Raw genomic sequence first — 15,869 nt, forward strand, 5'->3', positions numbered from 1 at the left:
GCCTAGCTCCCGCCCGCCGCTTCGTCCTGGGACACCTGGTGGAGGGTGCGCCCCGAACGTGCGGAACGGGCCCGGCGGGGGTCGGGGGTGGCCGGTCCGTCGTGCCGGGCGGCGGAGTCCTTCTCCTTGACCAGCAGCCACGCCTCCTCGTCGCCGTTCCGGATACGGGTGAGGGCGTAGCCGCCGCGCAGTTTCGTACCGTCGAGCCAGAAGGACGCGTGGCCGTGTGCCAGGGCCTCGCCGAAGGTGGCGGCCCTGCCCGGCCGGTCGCGGCCGAGCGGACGGTAGGTGCCCTGGTCCCAGACGATGACGGCGCCGCCGCCGTATTCGCCGCGCGGGATGACTCCCTCGTACTCCCGGTACTCCAGTGGGTGGTCCTCGGTGGGGACCGCCAGTCTCTTGTCACCGGGGTGGGTGGAGGGCCCTTTCGGCACGGCCCAGGATTTGAGCACCCCGTCGACCTCCAGCCGGAAGTCGAAGTGCATCCGGCGCGCGTCGTGGATCTGGACGACGAAGGACGGCTCGTCCCCCGCCTGACCGCCCACGCCACGGGGCTCAGCCGTGGTGCCGAAATGCCGTTTGCCGCGATACGGCTCCAGCGGGTCCTTGTCACTCACCATGACCCGGCTCCTTCCGAGGCTCCGCCCGGCCCCTGGTCCTACGGCCCCCTTTCAGCTTCCCGCGCGCGGCGCCCGCGCGCAGAGCGGAGCCCCTGGGCCCCGTCCGACGCGGCGGTGTCGCTGTTGGGACATGTCGCAACAGCGACACCGGGAATCAGTGACAGCCCTTCCGGCTCTACCGGATTCTGTCGAACAGCGCGTAACCGCGGTGGTGAACGAAGGGGTTGGAAAGATGAGATGGACCCGCCTTTCGGCGGCAGTATCAACGGCCTTGCTGCTGACCGCTGGTGCGGTGGCGCCTGTCTCGGCCCAGCCCCCGGCGCCGAACACCCCCGTCGCGGGCTCCGCCCCGGCGGGTCCAGGAACCATGGTGCGCCTGATCACGGGCGACCGGGTGACCGTGAGCGCCGGTCCTGACGGCAAGCGGGTCGCCTCCGTGGAGCCGGGCCCCGGCCGCGAGGGCATCGTCTTCCGGACCGCGGAGGAGGACGGCGGTCTGAGTGTTCTTCCCTCCGACGCCATCGGCCCGGTCTCCTCGGGAAAGCTGGACCGGCGGCTCTTCGATGTCACCGAGCTCCTCGCGCAGGGGTACGACGAGGCGCACACCGACGCCCTGCCGCTGATCGTTTCCCAGCCCGCCGGTGAACCGGCCGCCGCCCTCGACAGGTGGTCCGCGCTGAACGAGGACGCGGCTCCCTCACGCCGGCTGGACAGCATCAACGCCCGTTCGCTGCGGATCGACGCCGGCGATCTCGGCCGCTTCTGGAAGCAGCTCGTCCCCGGCTCCGGTGACGCGTCCGCCGCCCGCGCCGCCGCCCTCCCGACGGTCTGGCTGGACGGGCGGGTGAGCCCGACGCTCGACCGCAGTACGGCCCAGATCAACGCGCCCGCCGCGTGGGCCGCCGGCTACCAGGGCCAGGGCGTCAAGGTCGCCGTCCTGGACACCGGCGCCGACCTCACCCACCCGGACCTGGCCGGCCGGGCCACGACGACCAAGGACTTCTCCGGCAGCGCCGGGACGAACGACGTCTTCGGACACGGCACCCATGTCGCGGCCACGGTCGGCGGCTCCGGTGCCGCGTCCGGCGGCACGCGCAAAGGGGTGGCGCCGCGGGCCGAGCTGGTGATCGGCAAGGTCCTCGGGGACGACGGCTACGGCACCGAGTCGGCCGTGATCGACGGCATGGAGTGGGCCGCGGCCGAGGGCGCCCGGGTCGTCAACATGAGCCTGGGATCGGACGCCCCCAGCGACGGCACCGACCCGATGAGCCTCGCGGTGAACGGCCTCTCCCGGAGCAGCGGCGCCCTGTTCGTGGTGGCCGCCGGCAACAGCGGCGAGATGGGCGAGCAGACCATCGGTTCGCCCGGCGCGGCCGACGCGGCGCTCACCGTGGGCGCCGTCGACCGCGACGACTCCCTGGCCGCCTTCTCCGGCCGCGGACCGCGTCCGGGCGACCGGGCGGTGAAGCCGGACGTCACCGCGCCCGGCGTCGGCATCGTGGCCGCCCGCGCCACGGGAACGACCATGGGCGACCCCGTGGACCCGTACTACGTCGCGGCCTCGGGCACCTCGATGGCCACGCCCCACGTGGCGGGCGCCGCCGCGCTGCTCGCCCAGGAACATCCGGACTGGGACGCCGTACACCTCAAGGACGCGCTGGTCAGCACCGCGCGAACCGTGCCGGGTCAGCAGGTGACCGAGCAGGGCGGCGGCCGTATCGACCTGGCTGCGGCGCTCGGACCGGTCACCGCGACCGGCACCGTCTCCTTGGGCTCCTTCGTGTCCGGCGGCGCCGCCGGACGGGCCCAGGACACCACGGTCCGCTACACGAACACCTCCCCGTCCGAGGTCACTCTGCGCCTGGCGGTACGGCTCGCCACCAGCGGCGGACAGGAGATTGCGGACGGCGGGGTACGGCTCGGCTCCGACTCGGTCCGTATCGCCGCCGGCGCCACGGCGGAGGTGCCGCTGCACGCCGACCCGTCCGTCGTCGAGCGGGGCGACTACTACGGATACGTCAGTGCCACCACCGCCGACGGCACGGTGGCCGTCCACACCACGGTGAGCCTCGCGGTCCACGGCCCCGTACACCGGCTCACCGTCAACACCCTCGACCACCACGGCAAGCGCGTCCAGGCCCTGCCCACGATCTGGGGTGCTGACGGATTCGTGAGCTACATCAGCGCGGATCCGGCCGTCGCCGAGGTCGAGGAAGGCAGCTACCAGCTCAGCCACTCCTCGCTGGACGACGCCCCGGACGGCCAGGAGCTGCGCGAGGTCGTCCTGCCCGAGGTGAAGGTCACCAAGGACATGTCCGTCACCCTGGACGCCCGCAAGACCACCCTGGTGGAGATCCGTACCCCCAAGCCCGCCGAACAGCGGGGCGCACTCAGCTACCAGACCTACCGTCAGCTGGGCGGGCACGGCCTGATCCAGGGCACGATGTACTTCGACATCGCCAAGCGCCTGTACGTCAGCCCCACCGCCAAGGTCACCGAGGGCCGGTTCGAGTTCGCCTCGCGCTGGCAGCTCGTCGCCCCGCTGCTGGAGGCGAAGGTCCCCGGGACGAAGATCGCTCTGAGTCCGTACTACACGCACACCTCCGCGCTGTTCGGCGCGAAGGGCGCCCGGCTGACCGCCGTCGACGCGGGAAGCAGCTCCGCACCCGACTTCCGCGGCAGCCGTGTCCGCGGCAAGCTCGCGGTCGTCAGGGACGACGCTTCGGACGAGAGGGATCTGGCCACGGCGGCCGCCAAGGCCGGCGCCGCCGGACTCATGCTCGTCTTCCCGTCGGACATGTACTCCTGGACCCGGTGGACCCCGGTCGGGGACCGGCTCGCCCTGCCCACCCTGCGGGTGAGCGCGGCCGAGGGCGGCGCGCTGCTGGAGCGGGCCGGGCGGCACGCGACCACGGTGGAGTTCTCCGGCACCGCCGAGAGCCCGTATCTCTACGACGTGATGCAGGTCTCCGCGGGACAGGTCCCCCAGCGTGTCGTGCACACCGTCTCGGACCGCAACAGCGCCGTGGTGAAGGCCACGTACGCCGATGGCGGAGGCACCTCGTGGGCGAGTGAGCAGCGTTTCGGCCTCCGTCCCTACCAGGACTTCTTCTGGAACCAGTACAGCCGCTTTGTGCCGACCGGCAAGCAGCGCACCGAGTACGTCAGCGCCGACGACACCCTGTGGCAGCACGTCGTGAACGACGCGGCCGCCACCGACGTCGACACCCCGCTGACGGTCGGCATGCGGGACGACACCCGGACCTACCGCCCCGGCAAGCAGCCCGAGGAGAACTGGTTCGAGGCCGTCGTGCGGCCGTCGATCCCGCGCGGCACGACGACTCCGTCCGTCCGCTCCGGCGACGTCCTCTCCCTGCGGATTCCCGAGTTCACCGACTCCGGCACCGGCCACTGGTCACGGGCGCTCACCGGCGGCGCGGGCGGCGGGATCGGCACCTCCGCGCGCGGTGCCGTGCCCGAGGGCGACACCGTCTCCGCCCGCCTGTACCGGGACGGCAAGAAGACCGCCGACGCCGCGGACGCCTGGGCCGACTTCCGGGTGGCGCCGGGAAAGGCCGACTACCGGCTCGACCTGTCGACGTCCCGCGGCTCCGCCGAGTCCGGGTTCGGCATCCGTACGGAGACCTCGTGGTCCTTCCGCTCGGACACCACCGCGGGGACGGCGACGCTCCCGCTGCTCCAGCTCGACTACGACGTGCCGGTGGACGAGCGCAACACCGTCACCGCGCGGCGTGACCACGAGATCGCCCTGACCGTCCGCGCCCAGGACGGTCTGCCCGCACCGCGCGGTGTCACGGTCCGGGTCGAGACCTCCTACGACGACGGCAGGTCCTGGACGAAGGAGGCCAGGGCCAGGGACCGCGGTCAGAACCGCTTCACCGCCACCGTCGAGCGGCCGGCCAGGACACGGGGCGACGCGTACGTGACCCTGCGCGTCACCGCCACCGACAGCGCCGGGAACACGATCCGGCAGACCGTGGAGCGCGCGTACCTGCTGAGCGAGTAGCAGGACACCGGACCCGGCGGCCGGGGGGCGGCCGGGCACCGAAGGGCGGCGGGTACGGAGGTGCGTCCAGGCCTCCGTACCCGCCGCCCTGCGCCCGCCCGGGTGGAGCGATGACCAGGGCGTATAGTGCGATTGCCCGTGTTCGGTCCTGTTCCGGCGGGGCCCTGGTGCCGGGCGCTCACCCACGTGCCCGTCCCGTCGCTCCCGCACACCGCCGGCCGGGGCGGAAAGGAGCACGATGCTGGAGGCAGCGGGCCTCACCCCGGCCGAGGAAGCCGTGTACCGGCTTCTCGTGACGACGCCCGCCGCGTCGGCGGCCGAGATCGCGGAGCAGTCGGGCCTGGCGCCGGGGGACATCGCACGGATACTGGCGGCGCTCACGGCCAAGGGGCTGGCCAGCGGAACGGACCGGGCGCCGCACAGCTTCGCCGCCACTCCTCCGGACGTCGCCCTGCTGCCGCACCTCCAGAGGCAGTCCGACGCCCTGGACCAGGCGCGCGCCGCGGTCACCGATCTGCTGGAGACCTATCGGCGCACCAGGCGCCGCAGGGATCCCGACCAGCTCATCGAAGTGATCACCGGCGCCGAGGCGATGCGCCAGCATCTGCGGCAGATCCAGGACAGCGCGCGCCACGAGATGCTGTGGTTCTGCAAGGCGCAGTACGTGGCCATGCCCTCGGGAAGCAACCGCGCCGAGTTCGACGCCCTCGCCCGCGGGGTGCGCTACCGCGTCCTGTACGAGCGGGCGTTCTTCGACGATTCCGGCGCCGTCGACAACGTGGTGGAGGGCGTGCGCGCGGGAGAGATCGCCCGTGCGGTCCCGCACCTTCCGCTGCGGCTGGCCGTCGCCGACCGCGCCATCGCGATCTGCCCCCTGGTGCCGGGCGGCCCGAGCGGCGGCTCCGAGGAGCCCACCGCCGCACTGGTGCGCGGCAGCAGTCTGCTGGATGCGCTGGTCGCCCTGTTCGAGCGCTACTGGGAGGACGCGGTCCCACTGCACGTGAGCGAGTCCGGAACGGTCAGCGGTACGGACGGGTCGGCCCACGGCCATGAGCTCTCGACGACGGACCGTCAGCTGCTGTCGCTGCTCGTCGCGGGGGTCGCCGACAAGGCGATAGCCAGTCAGATGGGGCTCAGCAGACGGACCGTGCAGCGCCGCATCCAGGCGATGATGGCCCTCGCGGGCGCGACCACACGGATGCAACTGGCGTGGCAGGCCGCCCGGCGGGGCTGGATGTAGCGGCCTCCCGGATCGTCCTCCCGCCGCGGCACGCGGGACAGGCGCTACGGCGTGGTCACCGTCGGGGCCGCGCGGCGCGGGATCGCGAAGCTCTCCAGGTCCTCGTGGGTGAGGCCGGTGAGGAGGGCGACCTCGTCGCTGTCGAGGGCGCCGCAGTCCAGGCCGCGCAGCAGATAGCCGCTGAGCGCCTTCGCGGTGGCGGGCTCGTCCATCACATCACCGCCCCTCCTGGCCACATACGCGGCCAGCCGGGCCGCGGCCGGCTCCAGGCCCTCGCGGTAGAAGGCGTACACCGCGGCGTAGCGGGTGGGCAGATGGCCCGGGTGCATGTCCCAGCCCTGGTAGTAGGCGCGGGCGAGGGCACGCCGGGTGAGGCCGTAGTGCAGCCGCCAGGCGTCGTGGACCTGGGCGGTCGGGCCGACCGGGAGGACATTGGTGGAGCCGTCGCAGACCCGTACGCCGGTCCCGGCGGCGGCTACCTGCATGACGGCCTTGGCGTGGTCGGCGGCCGGGTGGTCGCTGGACTGGTAGGCGGCGCTGACGCCGACGCAGGCGCTGTAGTCGAAGGTGCCGTAGTGCAGCCCGGTGGCCCGGCCGCCGGCCGCGTCGATCATCCGGGCCACGGTGGCGGTGCCGTCCGCGGCGAGGATGGACTGGCTGGTCTCGATCTGGATCTCGAAGCCGATCCGTCCCGGCTCCAGGCCGCGTGCCTTCTCGAACTCCTCGGCCAGCCGCACCATCGCGGTGACCTGCTCGGCGTAGCTGACCTTGGGGAGGGTCAGCACCAGTCCGGCGGGCAGGCCGCCCGCCTCCATCAGCCCGCTGAGGAAGATGTCGAGGGTCCGGATGCCCCGGTCCCGTACGGCGGCCTCCATGCATTTCATGCGGATCCCCATGTACGGGGCGGCGGTGCCGTTCCCGTACGCCTCGTGCACCAGCCGGGCGGCGCGGGCCGCGGCCTCGTCCTCCTCGGCGTCCGGGCGCGGCCCGTAGCCGTCCTCGAAGTCGATCCGCAGGTCCTCGACGGGCTCGCGGCTCAGCTTGGCCCGTACCCGTTCGTACACCGGGCCCGCGAGGGCGTCGGAGAGGCCGAGGACCGCGGCCAGCGAGGCGGCGTCCGGGGCGTGTTCGTCGAGGGCGGCCAGCGCCCGGTCGCCCCAGGAGCGGATGGTGCCGGCGTCGAAGTGGTCGGCCGGTACGTAGACGGTGTGGACGGGCTGGCGGGTGCCGGGGTCGCCCGGGTAGCGACGGGCCAGTTCCGCGTCGACCGGTGCGAGGGAGCGGCTGATGTCCTCGCCGACCGCGCCCGCGAGGCTCGTCGCCACCTTCTCCTGCTGCCCCATCCCTGTCCCCTCCTGCTTCCGCCCCACTGTTTTCCACCCTGCGGAATTCATAATCCGTAGAGCGAACTTAATCGGCGGGCTTGATCTACGTCAATGGTGGCCCCGGACGACGCGGGGCCGCACGGTGGAGTCCACCGCGCGGCCCCAGGACCCGTACAGAAGCAGCGGGTCAGCCCTTGCGGGTCTTGACCTCTTCGGTCAGCTGCGGGACGACCTCGAAGAGGTCGCCGACCACGCCGTAGTCGACCAGGTCGAAGATCGGGGCTTCGGCGTCCTTGTTGACGGCGACGATCGTCTTGGAGGTCTGCATGCCGGCGCGGTGCTGGATGGCACCGGAGATGCCGGAGGCGATGTAGAGCTGCGGGGAGACCGACTTGCCGGTCTGGCCGACCTGGTTGGAGTGCGGGTACCAGCCGGCGTCGACGGCGGCGCGGGAGGCACCGACGGCCGCGCCGAGCGAGTCGGCGAGCGCCTCGATGATCGCGAAGTTCTCGGCGCCGTTGACGCCGCGGCCGCCGGAGACCACGATCGCGGCCTCGGTCAGCTCCGGGCGTCCGGTCGACTCACGCGGGGTGCGGGAGACGACCTTCGTGCCGGTGGACTTCTCACCGAAGGTCACGGACAGCGCCTCGACGGTGCCCGCGGCAGGAGCGGCCTCGACCGGAGCTGAGTTCGGCTTCACGGTGATGACCGGGGTGCCCTTGGAGACCCGGGACCTGGTGGTGAACGCGGCGGCGAAGACCGACTGCGTGGCGACCGGGCCCTCGGCCCCGGCCTCCACGTCGATGGCGTCGGTGATGATGCCGGAGCCGATACGGACCGCGAGCCGCGCCGCGATCTCCTTGGCCTCGGCGGAGGACGGCAGCAGCACGGCGGCCGGCGTCACCGCCTCGTACGCGGCCTGCAGCGCGTCGACCTTCGGCACGACGAGGTAGTCGGCGAACTCCGGGGCGTCGGCGGTCAGGACCTTCACCGCACCGTGCTCGGCGAGCACGGCCGCGGTGTCGGCGGCGCCCGTGCCGAGCGCGACGGCGACGGGCTCGCCGATACGGCGGGCCAGCGTCAGCAGCTCCAAGGTGGGCTTGCGGACGGCGCCGTCCGCGTGATCGACATAGACGAGAACTTCAGCCATGGGATTGCTCTCCTGCGAATACGAAGTATCTGGCGGACAGTTGAACGGGGCGGCCGAGGCTCAGATGAACTTCTGGCTCACCAGGAACTCGGCGAGCTGCTTACCGCCCTCACCCTCGTCCTTGACGATCGTGCCCGCCGTACGGGCCGGACGCTGCGTCGCCGTCTCCACCGCGGTCCAGGAGCCCTGGAGACCGACCTCGTCGGCGTCGATCTCCAGGTCCTCCAGATCCAACGCCTGTACCGGCTTCTTCTTGGCGGCCATGATCCCCTTGAAGGAGGGGTAACGGGCCTCGCCCGACTGGTCCGTCACCGACACGACAGCCGGCAGCGACGCCTCCAGCTGCTCGCTCGCGCTGTCACCGTCACGCCGTCCCCTGACCACGCCGTCCTCGACCGAGACCTCGGAGAGCAGCGTCACCTGGGGAACCCCCAGCCGCTCGGCGAGCATCGCCGGCAGCACGCCCATCGTGCCGTCGGTGGAGGCCATCCCGCAGACGACCAGGTCGTAGCCGGTCTTCTCGATGGCCTTGGCGAGCACGAGCGACGTACCCAGAACGTCCGTGCCGTGCAGATCGTCGTCCTCGACATGGACGGCCTTGTCGGCGCCCATGGACAGCGCCTTGCGCAGCGCGTCCTTGGCGTCCTCGGGACCGACGGTCAGCACGGTGATCTCCGCGTCGTCCGCCTCACCGGCGATCTGGAGCGCCTGCTCGACCGCGTACTCGTCGAGCTCCGACAGCAGTCCGTCGACGTCGTCCCGGTCGACGGTCAGGTCATCGGCGAAATGCCGGTCGCCCGTGGCGTCGGGCACGTACTTCACACAGACAACGATCCTCAGGCTCACGCCGGCTCTCCTACTGCGTCGTCATTTCTGGGCTGCCTTGTTGCACGCAGCATAGGCGCCCTGTGGGGCGGTTTCCGGTCGGGGAGACCGGCGCACCGGAGTAAATATTACTCGCCAGTACACCCAGAGCGTTCCCGCTGAGCAAGCGCTTTGAACTGTGACTTACCCAACGCGGGAGAAGAGCGGGAGCGGGGAACTTTCACAGCCTGCCGGGTCGCCCGACAGGACCTAGTCGCGCAGCGCGTTGAAGCGGCCCTGGTGGTAGAGCAGCGGACGGCCGGCTCCCGCGGGGTCACCGACGACGGCCTGGGCGATCACGATGCGGTGGTCGCCGGCCGGGACACGGGCGACGACGCGGCAGACGAGCCAGGCCAGTACGCCGTCGAGCACCGGCACATCCTCCGGCCCGGTCCGCCAGGCGGTGGGCGGCGCGAACCGGTCGGCGCCGCTGCGGGCGAAGGTGGCGGCCAGCTCCCGCTGGTGCTCGCCGAGTATGTGTACGCCGATATGCCCGGCCTCGGCGAGGACCGGCCAGCTGGAGGACGAGGTGCCCACGCCGAAGGAGACCAACGGGGGCTCGGCGGCGACCGAGTTGAGCGAGGTGGCGGTGAATCCGACCGGGCGCTCACCCTGGGCCGTGATGACCGCGACGCCTGCCGCGTGCTGCCGGAACACGGAGCGGAACAGGTCGGGAGAGGCCAGCTGGGGAGTACCGAGACCGGGCGTTGCCGTCATCGAGTTGTCCTTCTGCGAGGGGTTCGAACGGGGCCGTGACTGCTCAGCCGTCCGGACAGCGCGCGCTCGCGTTGCGGGCCAGGTCGACATCGGCCCGCCCGAAGAGAAGGAGTTCTTGAGGCACTTGGTCAGGGTGACGACGCGTGGCGGGCTCAGTCAAGTACACCTGTCACACCGCCTCGCCGAGCGCGGCGATCACATCCACCGTGCGGGGCTGCCCGGCGGCCCTGCGCACGATGCGGCCGGCGGCGTCCAGCACCAGCACCGTGGGTGTCTTGAGGATGCCCAGCTCCCGCACCAGTTCGAGCCGGTCCTCGGCGTCCAGCTCCACATGGGAGACACCATCGACCATGTCCGCCACCCCGGCGAGGGTGCGCCGGGTCGCCCGGCAGGGCCCGCAGAACGCGCTGGAGAACTGCACGAGCGTGGCCCGCTCCCCCAGTTCGGTCCCCAGCTCGGCCGCGCCGAGCCGTCTCTCCCTGTCCTGCCCGCGCACCGTCGGCCTCCCGTCGCACACCACCGGCCCTGTCGCCTTCGTCGCTAGGGTGCAGCGTTCACACAACCGCACAATATTCCGGGCCGCCGTGGCCGGGTCTCGCGGCCACCGGCCGCGCGCCGGCCGCCGCCTTCCGTATCCGCTGGTCCGGCGGACGACGGCCGTGTTGCGCCGACGTGACAAGAATCTCGCCGTACGCGCAGAACAGGACTGGCCACGGGGCCGCGTATGGGGCACCATCGGCCCAATGCCGAAAACCTACGGCTGCGTAACTTCCGCCGGGAGAACCCTCCCCGGAACAGAAGGGTCCTCACCAGATGGCAGAGCTCGTCTATCGGCCGGTCATCGGCGCCGCCCGCACGATGTTCAAGGCGCTGGACCTGAAGATCGACACGCAGGGTTCCGAGCACATCCCGCGTACCGGTGGTGCCGTGCTCGTCAGTAACCACATCAGCTATCTGGACTTCATCTTCACGGGACTCTCCGCGCTCCCCCAGAAGCGCCTGGTGCGCTTCATGGCGAAGGAGTCGGTCTTCCGGCACAAGGTCTCCGGTCCGCTCATGCGCGGCATGAAGCACATCCCGGTGGACCGCAAGCAGGGCGAGCAGGCGTACGCCCACGCGCTGGACTCGCTGCGCTCCGGTGAGATCATCGGGGTCTTCCCCGAGGCGACCATCTCCCCGTCGTTCACGCTCAAGAGCTTCAAGTCGGGGGCGGCGCGACTGGCGCAGGAGGCCGGCGTACCGCTGATCCCGATGGCGCTGTGGGGTACCCAGCGCGTCTGGACCAAGGGCCGTCCGCGCAACTTCAAGCGCAGCCACATCCCGGTGACGATCCGGGTCGGCGAGCAGCTGGAGGCGCCCGCGGACCAGTACGCGGGCGCGATCACCCGGCGGCTGCGCGACCGGGTGCAGGAGCTGCTGGAGGCGGCGCAGCGCGCCTATCCGGTACGGCCCAGGGACGCGCACGACACCTGGTGGGTGCCCGCGCATCTCGGCGGGACGGCGCCGACCCCGGCCGAGGCCCGCGCGGCGGAGGCCGGCTGAAACGTCTCTCCGCGGGCCGGATCCGGCCCGCGGCGGGACAGCGGTCTCACTCCGCGGCGCGGACGGTGATCCGTGCCCCGGGGCTGAGCTTCTCCAGTGACTCGGCGAGTTCGGCGCCCGCGGTGTCGAGCTCGCCGCGTGTCATGGGCGTGAGGCTCTCCAGCAGGAAGACCGCGTTCACCGACTCCTCGGTGAGCCGGGTACGGACGCCCTGACGCCAGTTCCAGCGCCGGCAGGTGACGCCCTCGTCGTCGCACCAGACGACCTCGCCGGGCTCGGGGTGTTCCACGGCCGCCTCGCCGCCGGCGACCGTCGGGAACGGCTCCTCGCCCGTGGCCCGTACGAGCCGCATACCGCCCGTGATGTGGTCGGTGTCCTCGCCGCCGACCGGGATCAGATGGGCGACGCTGATGGCGTTGTAGAGGTCGACGAGCCGATTGATCCGGGGCAGCCCGGCGTCGGTCAGGGCGCGCTTGGCGAGGGCCTCCGCGGAGTTGCGGGTACGGGACGGCTTGGCGCCGAAGGCGGTGTAGGCCGCGCGCCAGGCGGCCATGTGCGGGTCCTCGTGCGGAGCGCGTCCGTCCAGCCGGGCGGCGAGCCGGCGTGCCGCGTCGTCCAGCAGGGCGGAACTGTCGGCATCGCTGGGACCGTTCACCAGACCGCGGGCCTCGACCGCGAGATGGGTGAAGCCGGGCACGAGGGTGCGTACCTCGTCCGACACGGTGAGCGTCAGGGTCATCGTCTGCCTTGTCTTCGGGCTTGTCGTCGCCACGGCCGGCCGCGGTGCACCGCAGAGTACCGGATGGTCCACCTCAGTGCACTTGGCGCATACGGAGAGCCGACCGGAAGGCGGTGCCTCCGGTCGGCTCTCCGTATGTGGACGGCGTCCCGTGCCTACGGCTGTGCGGCCATCTCTTCCTTGAGCGCCAGCACGAAGGCGTCGACATCGTCCTCGGTCGTGTCGAAGGAGCACATCCAGCGGACATCCCCGGCCTTCTCGTCCCAGAAGTAGAACCGGAAGCGCTGCTGCAGTCGCTCGCTCACGTCGTGCGGCAGCCGGGCGAAGACGGCGTTGGCCTGGACGGGGTACAGGATCTCCACCCCGTCCACCGCGCGCACGCCCTCCGCGAGCCGCTGGGCCATGGCGTTGCTGTGCCGGGCGTTGCGCAGCCACAGGTCGCCCGCGAGCAGCGCCTCCAGCTGGACCGATACGAAGCGCATCTTGGACGCCAGCTGCATGGACAGCTTGCGCAGATGCTTCATCGCCCGCACGGCGTCCGGGTTGAGGACGACGACCGACTCGCCGAAGAGCATGCCGTTCTTCGTGCCGCCGTAGGAGAGGACATCCACGCCGACGGTATTGGTGAACGTCCGCATCGGGACGTCCAACGACGCGGCGGCGTTGGCTATCCGGGCCCCGTCGAGATGGACCTTCATGCCCCGTTCGTGGGCGTGCCGGCAGATGTCCCGGATCTCGCCGGGTGTGTAGACCGTGCCCAGCTCGGTGTTCTGGGTGATCGACACGACCTGCGGCATGGCCCGGTGCTCGTCGTCCCAGCCGTACGCCTGCCGGTCGATCAGCTCGGGGGTGAGCTTGCCGTCGGGCGTCGGTACGGTCAGCAGCTTGAGCCCGCCGACCCGCTCGGGGGCGCCGCACTCGTCCACGTGGATGTGCGCGGACTCGGCGCAGATGACCGCGCCCCAGCGGTCGGTGAGCGCCTGGAGCGCGACGACGTTGGCGCCGGTGCCGTTGAAGACCGGGAATGCCTCCGCCGTCGGACCGAAGTGGCTGTGCATGATCCGCTGGAGGTGACCGGTGTAGTCGTCCTCGCCGTAGGAGATCTGATGACCGCCGTTGGCGAGGGCGAGCGCGGCGAGGATCTCGGGGTGGGCTCCCGCGTAGTTGTCGCTGGCGAAGCCGCGCACCTCGGGATCGTGGTGCCGGCGGGCGTCCGTCGTACGGGACCTCACGGCTCGGGCGTCAGCCACAGGCGCTTTCCATTCACTTCCCGGGCGGGCCGCTCCCAGACCCCGGCGATGGCCTCGGCCAGATCCGTGACGTCCGTGAAGCCCGCGAACTTCGCGTTCGGGCGCTCGGCGCGCATCGCGTCGTGCACCAGTGCTTTGATCACCAGGATCGCAGCCGCGGCCCCGGGGCCTTCCTCGCCCCCCGCCTTGCGGAAGGCGTCGCCGAGCGCCAGGGTCCAGGCCTCGGCGGCGGCCTTGGCGGCGGAGTAGGCGGCGTTGCCCGCGGTGGGCTTCGCCGCACCGGCCGCGCTGACCAGCACGAAGCGGCCGCGGTCGCTGCGCAGCAGTCCGTCGTGGAAGGCGAGGCTGGTGTGCTGGACGGTACGGATGAGGAGCTTCTCCAGCAGATCCCAGTCCGCCAGGTCGGTCTCGGCGAAGCCGGCGCTGCCGCGCCAGCCGCCCACGAGATGGACCAGTCCGTCGATCCGGCCGAACTCCTTCTCGGTCTTGTCCGCCCACGCGCGCGTGGCGGCGGGATCGAGCAGATCGACGGTGTCGCCGGTGACCGTGGCTCCGCCGTGCGCGTACCGGGCCGCGTCGACGGCCTGCGCGAGGCGCGCGACATCCGCGTCCGCCGCGACGACCGTCGCACCGGCCTCGGCCAGCCGCAGCAGGGTGGCCCGGCCCGCCGGGCCCGCCGCTCCCGCCACCGCGACGACGGCGCCGTCCAGCGCGCCGTTCCTGTCACTGTTCCCGTTCATGGCCGTGGCCTCCCGCTCCCGAGGGCTCACGCGGCCGCTCGCTCGGTGTCCTGCGCGGTGATCCCCTTGGTTGAGGCGATCACGTCCTTGAGCTTCTTGGCGAGCGCCTCATAGAACATGCTGAGCGGAAACTCGTCGGGAAGCACGTCGTCGACCAGTTTACGAGGCGGCTTGGTGAGGTCCAGGGCATCGGGGCCCTTGGCCCAGCGGGAGCCGGGGTGCGGCGCGAGATAGGCCGAGACCAGGTCGTACGCGGCGAACCAGTGGACCAGCTTGGGGCGGTCGATCCCGGCCCGGTAGAGGCCCTCGATCTCCTCGCAGAGCTGGTTGGTGACCCCGGGGGCCCGCTCCCAGTCGATGCGCAGGGTGTTGTCGGTCCAGCGCACCACATCGTGCCGGTGGAGGTAGGCGAAGAGCAGCTGGCCGCCGAGGCCGTCGTAGTTGCGCACGCGCTCACCGGTGACCGGGAAACGGAACATCCGGTCGAACAGCACGGCGTACTGGACGTCACGGCCCTGCGCGACGCCGTCCGCCTCCAGCCGCACGGCCTCACGGAACGCGGTGAGGTCGCAGCGCAGCTCCTCGAGGCCGTACATCCAGAACGGCTGGCGCTGCTTGATCATGAACGGGTCGAAGGGCAGGTCGCCATGGCTGTGGGTGCGGTCGTGGACCATGTCCCAGAGCACGAAGGCCTGCTGGCAGCGGTCCTGGTCGGCGACCATCTCGCGGATGTCGTCGGGGAGTTCGATCCCGAGGGTGCGGACGGCGGCGTCGGTGACCCGGCGGAAGCGGGCGGCCTCGCGGTCGCAGAAGATGCCGCCCCAGCTGAACCGCTCGGGGGCCTCGCGCACGGCGATGGTCTCCGGGAAGAACACCGCGGAGTTGGTGTCGTAGCCGGCGGTGAAGCCCTCGAAGGTGATGCCGCAGAAGAGGGGGTTGTCGTAGCGCGTGCGCTCCAGCTCCGCGAGCCACTCGGGCCAGACCATGCGCAGCACGACCGCTTCGAGATTGCGGTCCGGGTTGCCGTTCTGCGTGTACATGGGGAAGACGGCGAGATGCTGGAGGCCGTCCACCCGGTCGGCCGCGGGCTGGAAGGCGAGCAGCGAGTCCAGGAAGTCGGGGACGCCGAAGGCGCCGTCGGCCCACTTGTGGAGGTCCGCGACGAGCGCCGTGTGGTAGGCCGCGTCGTGCGGGAGGAGCGGGGCGAGCCGGCCGACGGCGGCGATCACACGGTCGAGCGCGGCCTCGGCGACGGCGCGGGACGGGGCGCCCTCGGCGTCGAAGTCGATCGAGCCGTCCTTGGACTGCCAGGGCCGGATCTCCTCGACGGCATTCTTGAGCTCCGGCCAGGCCGGGTGCTCGATTACCCGGGCAGCACCGGATATGCCGGGGGCGGCGGTTTCCTGCGCAAGAATTTCCGTCATGTCACTTCCTCCACAGGAGAACTTCGCGTTAAGACACCGTATAGGGCTTCCGTTCTCCCATACAACCGGAGTAGGGCAAATTATCCTGTCGGACCCCCGTGGTCACCGCTGATTCTCCTGCGGTATGGGGGTGGTACACCGATATCCCCCGCGCCACCGGAAGCCCCGGCGGTCCGCACCGCCGCTCCCCCGCGCACCGCGCCACGGCCGCCGCGCGCACGTCGGGGTCTC

General features: G+C 71.5%; 13 protein-coding genes. 3 read left to right on the forward strand and 10 right to left on the reverse strand.

Annotation, left to right across the window (positions count from 1 at the left end; translation table 11 throughout):
- Positions 1-2 precede the first annotated feature (2 nt).
- Positions 3-617, reverse strand: coding sequence for a DNA polymerase ligase N-terminal domain-containing protein (locus ACZ6MZ_RS13255; RefSeq protein WP_469351800.1), 615 nt, complete (start codon positions 615-617; stop codon positions 3-5).
- 235 nt (positions 618-852) lie between these two features.
- Between ACZ6MZ_RS13255 and ACZ6MZ_RS13260 the strand changes: the two genes are divergently transcribed.
- The gene (locus ACZ6MZ_RS13260; protein WP_469351695.1) at positions 853-4,647 is read left to right on the forward strand and encodes a S8 family serine peptidase; all 3,795 of its coding nucleotides are present in this window, start codon (positions 853-855) and stop codon (positions 4,645-4,647) included.
- Between the two features lie 238 nt (positions 4,648-4,885).
- Entirely contained in the window at positions 4,886-5,887 is a 1,002-nt protein-coding gene (locus ACZ6MZ_RS13265; RefSeq protein ID WP_384186041.1) for a helix-turn-helix domain-containing protein, read from the forward strand.
- Between the two features lie 44 nt (positions 5,888-5,931).
- Here ACZ6MZ_RS13265 and ACZ6MZ_RS13270 read toward each other — a convergent pair whose 3' ends face one another.
- The 5 genes from ACZ6MZ_RS13270 to ACZ6MZ_RS13290 all read right to left on the reverse strand — a co-directional run bounded on the left by ACZ6MZ_RS13270 (position 5,932) and on the right by ACZ6MZ_RS13290 (position 10,463).
- Positions 5,932-7,230 (reverse strand): DUF6986 family protein, encoded by a 1,299-nt coding sequence (locus ACZ6MZ_RS13270; RefSeq protein ID WP_469351698.1) that lies wholly within the window; start codon positions 7,228-7,230, stop codon positions 5,932-5,934.
- Between the two features lie 169 nt (positions 7,231-7,399).
- Entirely contained in the window at positions 7,400-8,362 is a 963-nt protein-coding gene (locus ACZ6MZ_RS13275; RefSeq protein ID WP_469351700.1) for an electron transfer flavoprotein subunit alpha/FixB family protein, read from the reverse strand.
- A 60-nt stretch (positions 8,363-8,422) separates the two neighbouring features.
- The gene (locus tag ACZ6MZ_RS13280) at positions 8,423-9,208 is read right to left on the reverse strand and encodes an electron transfer flavoprotein subunit beta/FixA family protein (RefSeq protein ID WP_384186032.1); all 786 of its coding nucleotides are present in this window, start codon (positions 9,206-9,208) and stop codon (positions 8,423-8,425) included.
- 228 nt (positions 9,209-9,436) lie between these two features.
- Positions 9,437-9,943: a flavin reductase family protein gene (locus tag ACZ6MZ_RS13285; protein ID WP_384192639.1), complete on the reverse strand. Its 507-nt coding sequence runs from the start codon at positions 9,941-9,943 to the stop codon at positions 9,437-9,439.
- Positions 9,944-10,112: 169 nt separating this feature from the next.
- A complete protein-coding gene (locus tag ACZ6MZ_RS13290) occupies positions 10,113-10,463 on the reverse strand; it encodes a TlpA family protein disulfide reductase (protein ID WP_384192638.1) in 351 nt (116 codons plus the stop codon).
- A gap of 293 nt (positions 10,464-10,756) precedes the next feature.
- Here ACZ6MZ_RS13290 and ACZ6MZ_RS13295 point away from each other — a divergent pair, with 293 nt between their 5' ends.
- Entirely contained in the window at positions 10,757-11,485 is a 729-nt protein-coding gene (locus ACZ6MZ_RS13295; protein ID WP_384192636.1) for a lysophospholipid acyltransferase family protein, read from the forward strand.
- A gap of 46 nt (positions 11,486-11,531) precedes the next feature.
- Here ACZ6MZ_RS13295 and ACZ6MZ_RS13300 read toward each other — a convergent pair whose 3' ends face one another.
- The 4 genes from ACZ6MZ_RS13300 to ACZ6MZ_RS13315 form a co-directional block, all read right to left on the reverse strand.
- Positions 11,532-12,224, reverse strand: coding sequence for a B3/B4 domain-containing protein (locus ACZ6MZ_RS13300; RefSeq protein WP_469351703.1), 693 nt, complete (start codon positions 12,222-12,224; stop codon positions 11,532-11,534).
- 155 nt (positions 12,225-12,379) lie between these two features.
- Entirely contained in the window at positions 12,380-13,474 is a 1,095-nt protein-coding gene (locus ACZ6MZ_RS13305; protein WP_389792256.1) for a threonine aldolase family protein, read from the reverse strand.
- Positions 13,453-14,214: an SDR family NAD(P)-dependent oxidoreductase gene (locus tag ACZ6MZ_RS13310; RefSeq protein WP_384192630.1), complete on the reverse strand. Its 762-nt coding sequence runs from the start codon at positions 14,212-14,214 to the stop codon at positions 13,453-13,455. Before ACZ6MZ_RS13310 ends, ACZ6MZ_RS13305 begins: the two co-directional genes overlap by 22 nt.
- A gap of 26 nt (positions 14,215-14,240) precedes the next feature.
- Positions 14,241-15,638, reverse strand: a complete 1,398-nt coding sequence (locus ACZ6MZ_RS13315; RefSeq protein ID WP_384330417.1) for a DUF6421 family protein — start codon at positions 15,636-15,638, stop codon at positions 14,241-14,243.
- Positions 15,639-15,869: the final 231 nt, after the last annotated feature.

The organism is Streptomyces sp. NPDC042201 (assembly GCF_055582185.1).